We start from the raw sequence: 12,257 nt of genomic DNA on the forward strand, positions 1-12,257 counted from the left end.
TCAGACCTGCGTCCGGTATCGGTCGAGATCGGCGGCCAGATCGGCGAACAGCGCGCCGTTGAGTCCGAACACGAGGTTGGCCTCGTCGATCAGCCGCTGCTGCTGGGTTCCGTCGAGGGGAGCGGCGTCGAGTTTGGCGCGGTAGGAGTCCTTGAACGGCTTGGTCTTCGGGATCTCGTCGAAGGTGTAGAAACGCAGCCCGTCACGGTCGTATCCGTAGGCGCGTTCGAGCATGCGGCGGATGATCTGCCCACCGGACAGGTCGCCCATGTAGCGCAGGTAGTGGTGCGCCAGAAACGCTTCCGGTGACCTTGCCGCGACCTGCTGCATGCGGTCGACGTAGGCGACGGTCGCGGACCGCGGCGCGAGACCGGCGCGCCACTGCGCACCGAGAAGGAACTCCAGGTCGGCCTCGAGTGCCGCCGTGCGCAGCAGTTCGGTGGACAGGAAGGGGCCGACGATCGGATCGTCGGTGTAGGTGTGCCCGATCCGTTCGAGTGTGTCGTACACGAACCAGGTCTGGGCGAGTAGTGCGGCGTGCGCGGCGGCGTCGAGTTTCCCGTCGAGCAGTTCGGTGACGAACACCGAGTTCTCGGTGTCCGAGTGTGCCTGCTGTGTCTCGATCCGGATGCGCTCGGCGAATCCTGCGATCTCGGTCGTGGTCATCGACCCCACCTCCCTGTGCTGCCGTTACCAACCCTGTTGGCAGGACAGCCTAACCTTTGTGCCAAGGATCGGCGAGCGGCGGTTCCCCCTCACGCACTGACGTCGTCGAGTGCAGCCGAGATCGCAGGCGGCAACGCCAGTTCCTCCGCGACCAGCACCCCCGTCAACTGTGCCAGATCCCGCGCCCCGACCAGGGCCGAGGCGACATGCGGACGATCACGCACCCACGCCAACGCCACCGCCAACGGCGACGTACCGAGCCCGTCCGCGGCCGTGGCAACCGCGTCGACCACCCGGATCGCGGACTTCGTCAGATACCGCTGCACCTCCTCGGTGTGTACGTCGTCGGCGCCGCGCGAGTCGGCGGGCATTCCCGAGCGGTACTTGCCGGTCAGCACACCACCTGCGAGCGGGACCGCAGCGAACACGCCGACGCCGTGATGCGCGGCCGCGGGAATCAGTTCCTCTTCGACTCCCCGGGCGAGCAGCGAGTATTCGACCTGCGTGCACACCAGGGGAGCGGGCCGGCGGGTGCGGGCCGCCGCCGTCGCGAGCTGCCATCCGAGGTAGCCCCGCACCCCCACATACCGGACGCGGCCGCTGGACACGGCGAACTCGAGGGCCGAGACGACTTCGTCGATCGGAGTGTGCGGGTCCCACGTCGCGACCTGCCAGATATCGAGGTGATCGGTGCCGAGCTCACGCAGCGTGTGGTCGAGCTGCGTGAGCAGACCACCGCGGGAGCAGTCCACCCGGCCTGCGCCGAGCTTGGTGGTGTCGATTCCGGAACTCCCCGACAACACCAGTTCGTCGCGGGGCACCACATCGTCGAGCAACTCGGCGAGGATGCGCTGCGCGACCCCGTCACCGTAGGCGGGCGAGGTGTCGATCAGGGTTCCTCCCGCGTCGACGAACGCCGACAGCTGAGCCGCGGCCTCGTCGCCGTCGGTACCGCGCCCCCAGGTCAACGTTCCGAGTCCGAGTCGCGACACGCGCAGTCCGCTCGAGCCCACAGTTCTGTGTTCCATACCTCTGCTGTCCCTCCCGACCCGAGAGAACCGGTCGATCGATACACGACCGTTCTCATGACTGGCACCTTAATGTCGAACGCTCGACGAGTGATGGTTCGCCGCGCCAAGTACTGTTTCGCGGGTGAATTGGAATCTGCGCTCATCGAATGCGGGCACCTCGACCCACCGATCATCGACCTCCCGCTACCGTGCCGAGGCATCGGCATGACCGAGGCGATGACCTGGCTGCAGACGATCATCCTCGGACTCGTCCAGGGACTGACCGAGTTCCTGCCGATCTCTTCGTCCGGTCACCTGCGCATCGTGTCCGAGTTGTTCTTCGGAACAGATGCAGGCGCGTCCTTCACCGCCGTGACACAACTCGGTACCGAGGCCGCGGTGCTGCTGTATTTCGCGGGCGACATCCGGCGCATCGTGTCCGCCTGGTTCCGGGGCATATTCCACAAGGAACACCGCGACAACCACGACTACAAGATGGGTTGGTACGTGATCGTCGGCACCATCCCCGTCGGCATTCTCGGACTGTTGTTCAAAGACGAGATCCGCACCGTGGCACGTAATCTGTGGCTCGTCGCCACGATGCTCATCGTGTTCTCCTTCGTCATCGCCGCCGCCGAGTACTACGGACGCCAGCGTCGCACCGTCGAGCAACTCACCCTCAAGGACGGCCTGATCATGGGCTCCGCCCAGGCACTCGCCCTGATCCCCGGGGTGTCGCGCTCCGGCGGCACCATCTCCGCCGGCCTCTTCCTCGGCCTGACCCGTGAGGCCGCCGCCCGCTACTCTTTCCTGCTGGCCATCCCCGCCGTCCTCGCCTCAGGACTGTTCAGCCTCCCCGATGCGTTCGCACCCGTCGGCGAGGGACTCGAGGCCTCGGGCGCACAGTTGGTGGTCGCAACACTCATCGCCTTCGTCGTCGGCTACGCGGCGATCGCGTGGCTGCTCAAGTTCGTGGTGAACCACTCGATGTACTGGTTCGTCGGCTACCGCATCATCATCGGCCTGCTGCTGTTCGGTCTGCTCGGTACGGGTGTGATCACCGCGACGTAGCCGTCGCCGGGCACGCACGGCCGCCGCGGCGCGGCAGGACATCTAGGCTGGATCACATGACGGTCATCCTGCTGCGCCACGGACGGTCCACGGCCAACACCTCGCACATGCTGGCGGGCCGCACTCCCGGAGTGGAACTCGACGAGGTCGGCCACGTGCAGGCCAAGAACCTCCTCACCCGACTGGAGGGCCTCGAGATCGCCGAGATCGTCCGGTCGCCGCTGCTGCGCTGTAGACAGACCGTCGAGCCGCTGGCACTAGACCGCGGCCTGACACCGACGATCGACGACCGACTCGCCGAGGTCGACTACGGGCAATGGACCGGCCGCACACTCGGCGAACTCGTCCGCGAACCGCTGTGGAAAGTCGTCCAGCAGCACGCGTCCGGCGCGGTATTCCCCGGCGGGGAAGGACTCGCCCAGGTGCAGGCCCGCGCGGTCGCGGCGATCCGCGAGCACGACCGTCGGCTGGCCGACACGCATGGCAAGGACGTCGTGTGGGTCGCGTGCAGCCACGGCGACGTCATCAAATCGATCCTCGCCGACGCGCTGGCCACCCATCTGGACGGGTTCCAGCGCATCGTCGCCGAACCGGCATCGATCAGCGTTGTGCGTTACACCGACACCCGGCCGTTCGTGCTGAGGGTCAACGACACTGGCGGTGATCTCACCGGCTTCGCTGCGGCAGACGCTCCGAAATCTGTTCCCGGTGGCGAAGTGCCCGGAAGTGACACCGAAGATGCCGCAGGCGATGCGGGAGAAGGACACGGCACCGGGGGCGGATAATGACAGTGACCCGCATGGCACAGTGAACGGACTCGAGGAGGTGCAATGTCCCGCGCAATACACGTCTTCCGGACTCCGGACCGGTTCGTTGCCGGCACTGTCGGTGAACCCGGCGACCGGGTGTTCTACCTGCAGGCCGTACACGACTCCCGGGTGGTGAGCGTGATCCTGGAGAAGCAACAGGTGCAGATCCTCGCCGACCGGATGGGACTGCTGCTCGAAGAAGTCCACCGGCGCTTCGGCACCACGCTGCCCGAGGCCGCCGACGTCGATACCAGCCCTCTGGAAACCCCGATCGACGCGGAATTCCGGGTGGGCACCATGGGCTTGGGCTGGGACGCCGACTCCGGCGCCGTCGTCGTCGAACTGCTCGCCGTCACCGAGACCGAACTCGACGAATCCGTCGTCCTCGACGACACCGAGGAAGGCCCCGACGCCGTCCGGGTGTTCCTCACCCCGATCCAGGCACGCAGCTTCGCGACTCGCACCGAGATGGTCATCTCCGCCGGGCGTGCCCCGTGCCCGCTGTGCGGAGAACCCATCGGCGGCGAAGGCCACATCTGTGTGCGCACCAACGGCTACTTGCGCACCCCGGGATTCGATCCGACGTCGTGGTTCGACGACGAGGAGAGCTGACGCCGTGACCGCGCCCGACGTGCGCAGCGTGCTGACCGACGGAGAGCTGACCGTCATCGGGCAGATCGTGCACGCCAGCAACGCCACTCTCGTCTGCGACGCCACGCTCGACTCGCAGACCGTGCGTTGCGTCTACAAACCCGTCCGCGGAGAACGCCCGCTGTGGGACTTCCCGGACGGCACCCTCGCCGACCGCGAGGTCGCGTCTTATCTCATCTGCGAGGCTCTCGGCTGGGGCGTCATCCCTCTCACCGTGCTGCGTGACGGCCCGTTCGGGCCGGGCATGGTGCAACGCTGGATCGACACCCGCGAAGACTCCGTCGACCGGCTCGACCTCGTCGACATCTGCCCTATCGACGCCGTCCCCGACGGATGGCTACCCGTGCTGCACGCCCGCGACATGGACGGCAGCGAGGTCGCGCTGGTCCACGCCGACGACCCGCGCCTCCAGCGCATGGCCGTGCTCGACGTCATCCTCAACAACGCCGATCGCAAGGGCGGCCACGTCCTCGAAGGCCTCGACGGCACCGTCTACGGCATCGACCACGGCATCTGCCTGCATTCACACAACAAGCTGCGCACCGTGCTGTGGGGATGGGCGAACACCTCCGTCGACCAAGCACTGCTCACCGACCTCGACAAGCTCGCCCGCCGCTTCGACGAGGACTTCGCCGACGTGCTGAGCGAACACATCACCGGGGACGAGGTCGAGGCGCTGCATCATCGCATCACCGCGCTGCTCGACCGGCCGGTCATGCCCCGCCCCATCGGGGAGCGGCGCATCCCCTGGCCCGCGTTCTGATCCTGCCCGCGTTCTGATCCTGCCCGGGTCCTGAGCGGGTCAGTGCGCTGCGGCGTTCTTCTTCCGCTTCGGAATGAAATGCACGATCAGGACGACGATCGCACCGAGAACGAGCCCGACGATCGCGGACGTCACCGTTCCTGCCGTCCACGACAGGACACCACCGAACCCGCCGTGCACGAGCTCGCCGAACCAATGCTCGAGATCGTGGAGACGATCGGCAGGCCAGTGGAATCCGGCCTCGCCGACGTTGACGATCAGGATGTGGCCACCGACCCACAGCATCGCGGCGATACCGACCACGGTGAGCACCGTCATCACCTTCGGCATCGCCGCCACCAGACCGCGCCCGATGCGCCGGCTGAATGTCGAGGTGCGCTGCGCGAGCGACAGGCCCACGTCGTCCATCTTCACGATCAACGCCACCACCCCGTACACCAGGGCGGTGATCATGACCGCGACGACGAGGAGCACCAGCAGCCGGGTCACGAACGGTTCGCTCTCGACCGACGACAGCGAAATCACCATGATCTCGGCCGACAGGATCAGATCGGTGCGGATCGCACCGTTGATCATCGACTTCTCGAACTCGGGTCCGCGCGCCGCCGCGGGAACGTCCTCCTCAGCGTGATGACCGCCGAACAGCGCTTCGTAGACCTTCTCGGCACCCTCGAAGCACAGGAACAAACCACCCGCGATCAGCAGATACGGCAGCGCCTGCGGCAAGAACTGGCTCAGCAGCATCGCCACCGGCAGGATGATCAGAAGTTTGTTGCGGATCGAGCCGATCGCGATCTTGCGGATGATCGGCAATTCGCGGTCGGGGGAGAACCCGTGCACGTACCGCGGGGTCACGGCGGTGTCGTCGACCACCACACCCGCGGCCTTGATGCTGGCCTTCCCGGCCGCAGCTCCGATGTCGTCGATGGACGCCGCGGCGGCCTTCGCGAGCACCGCAACGTCGTCCAGCAGAGCGACGAGACCACCGGCCACCGGAACCTCCCACAGTTCTTCGAATCGCTAGAGCCGAACGCACGTGGTCGTGGCCGACACCGAACCCTACCGAATCCATGGTGACGCACATCCCGCGGAGCAGGGGCGAGGCTGCGCGATTCGCCCATTCCATTAGGCTCGGGTGCATGCTGTCTTGGTCCGATGTCGCGATTCCGTCCGTGCCCGGTGAAGGCCCCCCGCTGAGGTTGTTCGACACCGCCGATCGGGCGGTGCGACCCGTCACCCCGGGCGCGACGGCCACGATGTACGTGTGCGGCATCACCCCGTACGACGCCACCCACCTCGGGCACGCCGCCACCTACCTCACGTTCGATCTGGTCAACCGCATCTGGCGCGACAACGGTCACGATGTCCACTACGTGCAGAACGTCACCGACGTCGACGACCCGCTGTTCGAACGCGCCGACCGCGACGGCGAGGACTGGGTGGTCCTCGGCATGCGCGAGACCGCTTTGTTCCGTGAAGACATGGAGGCGTTGCGTGTCCTGCCGCCGCGCGACTTCATCGGCGCCGTCGAATCGGTGGGCGAGGTGGTCGAACTCGTCGAGAAACTCGTCGCCTCCGGGGCTGCGTATGTGGTCGACGACGAGCAGTATCCCGACGTGTACTTCCGCGTTGACGCCACCGAACAGTTCGGCTACGAATCCGGCTACGACCACGCCACGATGATGCAGTTCTTCGGCGAGCGCGGCGGCGACCCGGATCGTGCAGGCAAGCGCAACCCGCTCGACGCCCTGCTGTGGCGCGCCAAGCGTCCCGGCGAACCCTCCTGGCCGTCCCTGTTCGGCGAGGGTCGCCCGGGCTGGCACATCGAATGCGCCGCGATTGCGCTCAACCGCATCGGCAGCGGCTTCGACGTCCAGGGCGGCGGCAGCGACCTGATCTTCCCGCACCACGAATTCTCCGCTGCACACGCCGAGGCCGTCACCGGCGACCGCCGCTTCGCGCGCCACTACGTGCATACCGGAATGATCGGCCTCGACGGCGAGAAGATGTCCAAGTCGCGCGGCAACCTCGTGTTCGTCTCGAAGATGCGCGGCGAGGGCGTCGACCCCGCCGCGATGCGCTTGGGTCTGTTGTCCGGTCACTACCGCGTCGATCGGCCGTGGACGTCCGAGGTACTGGAGTCGGCCCAGGCACGTCTGGATCTGTGGCGCCGGGCGGCGGCGTTGACGTCGGCATCGCCTGCGGACGACACGATCGCGCGGCTGCGCCAGCATCTCGCCGACGACCTCGACACTCCCAAGGCTCTCGCCGCACTCGACGCGTGGGCGCAGTTCGCCGTCGACCGGGGCGGCGACGACGACTCCGCGCCGCGTCTGTTTGCCGACGCTGTTGACGCACTTTTGGGAATTGCTCTGCGGTAATCGCTTGTGAGTGTGCAGTTTTCGTCGCGACACGCCGGGGGGGAGCGACGGAAACTGCACGCTCGATCCGATGCGGTCAGTGCAGGAGCGCCCGGATATCATCGGCAGTCAGGGCAGAGGAGAACATCTCCCCGTCGTCGACGACGGACGAGAACAACTCCGCCTTCCGTAGCTGCAGTGCCCGTACCTTCGCTTCGATGGTGTCGCGGGCGATCAACCGATACACCATCACGTTTCGGGTCTGCCCGATTCGATGGGTGCGGTCGATTGCCTGCGCTTCCGTCGCGGGGTTCCACCACGGGTCGAGCAGGAAGCAGTAGTCGGCCTCCACCAGGTTCAGTCCGAAGCCGCCCGCCTTGAGGCTGATGAGGAACACCGGCGCCGTCCCGGACTTGAATCGGTCGAGGACATCCCCGCGTTTGCGGGTCTTGCCATCGAGGTAGAGGTAGTCGATGCCGACGGAGTCGAGCCGCGCCCGGACCCGGTCGAAGAATCCGGTGTATTGACTGAACACCAGTGCCCGGTGCCCGCCGGCGATCACGTCGTCGAGCTGCTCGAGCAGCGCATCGATCTTCGCAGAACCGATCGTGCTGTGCGCGTCGTCGACGAGCGACGGATCCAGGCTCATCTGCCGCAGCGTCGTCAGTGATTGCAGGATCGTGAAACGGTTGCTGTCCAGGTCGTCGACGAGCCCGAGAATCTTCTGCCGTTCCCGCTGTAACTGCAGGTCGTAGAGGGTGCGGTGTTTCGGTGCAAGATCTACTTCGAGCACCTGTTCCTGCTTGTCCGGCAGGTCGGTGGCGACTTGCTCCTTCGTACGACGCAACATCAACGGCTTGATGCGCTGACGCAGCTGCACAAGCAATTCGGGATTATTGCCGCTCTCGATGGGTTTGCGGTAGTAGTCCTGGAACTTCGTGGGGTGGGGAAACAGTCCGGGTGCGGTGATCGACAGCAGCGACCACAACTCCATCAGATTGTTCTCCATCGGTGTGCCGGTGATCGCGACCTTCAGCGGCGCCTCGATCTGCCGCACGCACTGGTACGCCTTCGCCCGATGATTCTTGACGAACTGCGCTTCGTCGAGCAGCAGCATCGACCAGCCGTGTTCGAGATAGTCGCCGATGTCGAGTCGCAGTAGCGTGTACGACGTGACGACGACGTCGATACCGCCGAGCAGATCATCCAGTCCCACACCGCGTTTGCCGGCCGTCTCGGTGATCGCGACGACGTTCAGATGCGGCGCGAACCGCCCGGCCTCGGCAGCCCAGTTCGGAACCACCGACGTCGGTGCGACGATGAGCACGGGTGCATCCGAAGGTCGTTTCGCGCGCGCGTGGCAGATCAAGGCGAGAGACTGCACAGTCTTGCCGAGCCCCATGTCGTCGGCGAGGATCCCGCCGAGTCCGTGGGTCCACAGGAACGTCAGCCACCGGAATCCATCGAGCTGATACGGCCGCAGCGTCGCCTGCAATGCCTTCGGCACCCGGGTCTTCGCGGTCGACTGCACGTCGAGAAGTCCTTGTACCTGCTTCTTCCAGGCCGCGGCCTGCTTGTCGACGACACCGAGCGCCGACAACTCCTCCCATATACCCGCCTGGAATCGGCTCAGTCGCAGCCGATCCGGGTCGTCGTCCTCGTGCAACGAGCGGGCTTCGTCGACGAGCCGGCGCAGCTGCTGCAGCTCCGGCTTGTCCAACGACAGGTAGGCCCCGTCGGGAAGCATCAGATACGACGCACCCTCGCTGAGCGCGGTGAACACCTCGCGGAACGGGACCGTCTCACCGTCGATCTCGAGGGTGATGTTCAGGTCGAACCAGTCGGAGTCCCCGGTCGCCTTGGTGGACAGTCCGATCCGAAGACTGTCGCTCACGTCGCGATAGTCGGCGGGGGTGCCCTCGACCCGCACCTCCACGTCGTCGCGGTCGGACAGCAGAGGCAGCAGGTCGGACACCAGTCGTGCGGTGTCGAGGTCGGTGATGGTGACGCGCGAGAACAGTCGCCGATCGATGGTGTTGTCCAGTCCGAACGGGGCGACCACCGGACGGATCTCGGTGAGCAGTGCGTCTTCGGCGTCGCGGTCGCGGACGGTGTCGGTGAGGCGTTCGTACAGTTCGACCGCGTATTCACCGTCACCGACGGTGTACACGAACTGCCAGTGCAGATCGGCGCGGTGACCCGGCCGGAACGCGACCTGCAGCCGCAGCGTGGGCCCGGAGATCGTCGGCGCGGTGAACGAGCCGTCCGAGGAGACCACCGTCGTTGCCCGTTGCAGGCGTGGGTAGTAAGCCGTCGCGAACCGTGGCACCTGATCCGTCGGCACCGTGAGCGCACCGTTGCTCTGCAACAGGTGCTGCATGCCGTCGGTGACGGTGTTGCGCAGCCGCGCGAGTCGGAACGGGTGATCCGCCGGTGCACCGCCGTGATGGCCCGGAGGGAGATGGATCACGCCGTGGGCCGGGGCGCCGATGAATCCGACTGCTGTCGCAACCTCGTCGTCGCCGATGCGTACGGTGGGGGTGACCGTGAGGCCATCACCCGAGTCGGCCACGTCGACATGCACATCAGCGGTGCCCGGGGGCGGTACCGCACCGTGCTTCTTCTTCGCGTAGCGCAGCTCGATCCCGAGGCCGTGGGCATCGTCGAGCAGCGTCCACAGTCGCGGCGACACCGCAGACAGGTCGATGGTGGTCTGGGCGGAACTGTAGTAACTCCGTGTCGATGCGTGTACCAGCGCCGCGAATTCGAGCAACAGCTGCCTGTGCTGCGGGTTCACATCGTAGGTATAGGACAGGTTCTGCCACGAGATGTTGCCGGATACCCACCCGGTTTTGCCCGGGCGCAGCACCCGCGCAGTGAGCGCCGGTGCGGGAGTGTGTGCTCGTTGTGTCAACGCCAGTTGCAGTGCGAGGGGCACGCCGGTGTCGGCGTCGTAGTCCACGAGAATCGCTTCGAACGGTGCCTCCCATGAGGAGGCGACAGGAGCCGTGGCCTCCTGCGAGCTGAGCAGTGTGAGCAGAAGTGCCACGGTGTGTTTGCAGTCGAAGCTCACCGGGCACGAACATTCTCCGTACTCGAACTCGAGGCCCCGTGGTCCGGGGGTGAGCTGAACCTCGGCGCGATACATCTGCGTCCCGGCGATCGTTCCGAAACCGAAGAGTTCGTCCTCGTCGAATCCGCAGTCGACGACCGCACCTGATGCGGCGTAGCGCTTGCCGCGGTCGAATGTGGGTCGGCCCACCGCGTCGATCAACGACTGGACGAGGTGGTCGTATCCGGGATTCCTGGACATGGAGCAGCAGTCTATGCGCCCACACCCAGTGCTCGACTGGGGGAGCGAAGTGCTACCGGAGGCGCCTACGGTCGACGCTGCACTGGCCGCGATCGACGCGGCACGCTACGATTGCCACGATGATGACTCATTCTGATCCAAGATTGGGGGCCCAGTTCGCTCGCGGTGAGTGCTGATGCACCCCCCGACCGCGAACGGGTTCGACCCCCGACTGTCCTTCTGGCTGCGCGTGCGCGAGTTCGCCGTGCCGCCGGCCGTGATCGAAGCCGCAACCGACCGGCGTCTCGCAGGTGACTGGTGCGGCGCCTGTGCAGCAGCGGGATTCGATGTCGACATCGACCTACGCGTACTGGCCCGCACGCATGGCTTCGACGTCGCCTCGCAGGTCCTGGACGACCTGCGTCATTTGGCCCCCGACCTGCTGCGCTGGCACCTACCGCGCGTGGCACCCGACGGACTACTGCGCCCCGGGCTGACTGTCGCACTGGCCCGATACGGACCCTCGGGGAGCGAAAAACGTTGCGGCGAAACCTATTCGGTGTACCTGGTGGTCCGCACCGCTCCGGCCTGGGCGGATGCCGGGCAGAGGATCGTGCTGGCACTGTGGGACGGTTCAGCTGCCGCGAACCATCCGCATCCGCGACCCAACAGGCGGTTCCGGCTCGACCTCCACCGGCACCTGTGGGATACGCGCAGATCCGGTGATCTGCGAATACGCAGTGGGACAGGCCGAATGCCAGGCACCACCGTCCTCGACCCAGCCCTGGCCGCGGCGATCCCGGAGGGCTGCGCCGTCGACCGCTGGGCTGACGAAGCCCGCATCCTGCTCCGCGCGGACGGACAATGTGACGGTCCAGTGCGGGTGCGATGCGGAGGCCGGCACGACCTGGTGGTGGAGCCGGTCGGCGGAACCGACCCCGCCGCGGTGCATCTCGTGGACGACCACCCGCGCGGCCGGCTCGCCGCGCTCCCGGTGCTGCCCGATGCCGCAACCTGGGTGCTGCCCGACCTGGAACTGATCCGGTCGGGAGCGATCACCGCCGATCGGCTGCACCCGCTGGTCGCCGCCGTCCTGGAAACGAGCTCGTCGTCGCCGAAGCCTTCCCGGACGCCGAGCCGGGAAAACCGGGTCCACCTCGTCGACTGCCGTGGTGAACGGCACCGGATCGGACTGGTCGACGGCGGCCTGACCGCACTCGATCACGACCCCGCCGAGATTCGGCGCGAAGAACTGCTCGCCCAGCTGGGCGGCACTCCGCTGCCGTGTCTGCAGGTCATCGACCAGGCGCTTCGTCGTCCGGACTGCCTGCCGGGCGTTCGTGAACGTTTGGACCACGGAGATGCAGACGGGGCGCTGGCCGTCGTCGAAGAACTACTCGGTCCCGACGCGATTCTCCGTGACGGGCCCCTGCTGGACGAACTCCGTGCGTCCGTGGACCGCCGCACCATCTACGACCGGTTCCGCACGGCACCGGTCGAGGCGCCGCCCGCATCGCGACCACGGCGCACCGGACGGTCGCGCCGTACCCGCTCCCGCTGAACCCCTCCTCGCTCCCCGAAACTCACTGTCCCGCAGCGCAGCGCGGCCGACCGGTCGCATCCTGCTGTTCCCCC

The 12,257-nt window shown here is 66.6% G+C and carries 10 protein-coding genes; 6 read left to right on the top strand and 4 right to left on the bottom strand.

Features of this window, described 5'->3' with window-relative positions; translation table 11 throughout:
* Both ACFWCF_RS05760 and ACFWCF_RS05765 read right to left on the bottom strand, forming a co-directional pair.
* A complete protein-coding gene (locus ACFWCF_RS05760) occupies nt 1-666 on the bottom strand; it encodes a heme oxygenase (biliverdin-producing) (RefSeq protein WP_378558287.1) in 666 nt (221 codons plus the stop codon).
* An 89-nt stretch (nt 667-755) separates the two neighbouring features.
* A complete protein-coding gene (locus tag ACFWCF_RS05765) occupies nt 756-1,694 on the bottom strand; it encodes an aldo/keto reductase (protein ID WP_378558290.1) in 939 nt (312 codons plus the stop codon).
* A 207-nt stretch (nt 1,695-1,901) separates the two neighbouring features.
* On the opposite strand from ACFWCF_RS05765, the gene ACFWCF_RS05770 reads away from it, so the two are divergent.
* The 4 genes from ACFWCF_RS05770 to ACFWCF_RS05785 are packed head-to-tail and all read left to right on the top strand — an operon-like array spanning nt 1,902 to nt 4,970.
* Entirely contained in the window at nt 1,902-2,747 is an 846-nt protein-coding gene (locus ACFWCF_RS05770) for an undecaprenyl-diphosphate phosphatase (protein ID WP_378558665.1), read from the top strand.
* A gap of 56 nt (nt 2,748-2,803) precedes the next feature.
* Complete coding sequence (locus ACFWCF_RS05775; RefSeq protein ID WP_378558292.1) at nt 2,804-3,532, top strand: histidine phosphatase family protein; 729 nt, start codon at nt 2,804-2,806, stop codon at nt 3,530-3,532.
* Between the two features lie 45 nt (nt 3,533-3,577).
* The gene (locus ACFWCF_RS05780; RefSeq protein WP_378492818.1) at nt 3,578-4,168 is read left to right on the top strand and encodes a DUF3090 domain-containing protein; all 591 of its coding nucleotides are present in this window, start codon (nt 3,578-3,580) and stop codon (nt 4,166-4,168) included.
* A 4-nt stretch (nt 4,169-4,172) separates the two neighbouring features.
* Nucleotides 4,173-4,970, top strand: coding sequence for an SCO1664 family protein (locus ACFWCF_RS05785; RefSeq protein WP_378558295.1), 798 nt, complete (start codon nt 4,173-4,175; stop codon nt 4,968-4,970).
* A gap of 39 nt (nt 4,971-5,009) precedes the next feature.
* Here ACFWCF_RS05785 and ACFWCF_RS05790 read toward each other — a convergent pair whose 3' ends face one another.
* A complete protein-coding gene (locus ACFWCF_RS05790; protein ID WP_378558298.1) occupies nt 5,010-5,963 on the bottom strand; it encodes a DUF808 domain-containing protein in 954 nt (317 codons plus the stop codon).
* A gap of 146 nt (nt 5,964-6,109) precedes the next feature.
* Between ACFWCF_RS05790 and mshC the strand changes: the two genes are divergently transcribed.
* On the top strand, nt 6,110-7,351 hold the full coding sequence (gene mshC, locus ACFWCF_RS05795; RefSeq protein ID WP_378558301.1) for a cysteine--1-D-myo-inosityl 2-amino-2-deoxy-alpha-D-glucopyranoside ligase: 1,242 nt from the start codon (nt 6,110-6,112) through the stop codon (nt 7,349-7,351).
* Nucleotides 7,352-7,427: 76 nt separating this feature from the next.
* On the opposite strand, the gene ACFWCF_RS05800 is transcribed toward mshC, so the two are convergent.
* The gene (locus tag ACFWCF_RS05800; RefSeq protein WP_378558304.1) at nt 7,428-10,643 is read right to left on the bottom strand and encodes an SNF2-related protein; all 3,216 of its coding nucleotides are present in this window, start codon (nt 10,641-10,643) and stop codon (nt 7,428-7,430) included.
* Nucleotides 10,644-10,818: 175 nt separating this feature from the next.
* On the opposite strand from ACFWCF_RS05800, the gene ACFWCF_RS05805 reads away from it, so the two are divergent.
* Complete coding sequence (locus ACFWCF_RS05805; RefSeq protein WP_378558307.1) at nt 10,819-12,183, top strand: hypothetical protein; 1,365 nt, start codon at nt 10,819-10,821, stop codon at nt 12,181-12,183.
* The last annotated feature ends 74 nt before the right edge of the window (nt 12,184-12,257 follow it).

The organism is Rhodococcus sp. NPDC060090 (genome assembly GCF_042729855.1).
Classification (GTDB): domain Bacteria; phylum Actinomycetota; class Actinomycetes; order Mycobacteriales; family Mycobacteriaceae; genus Rhodococcus.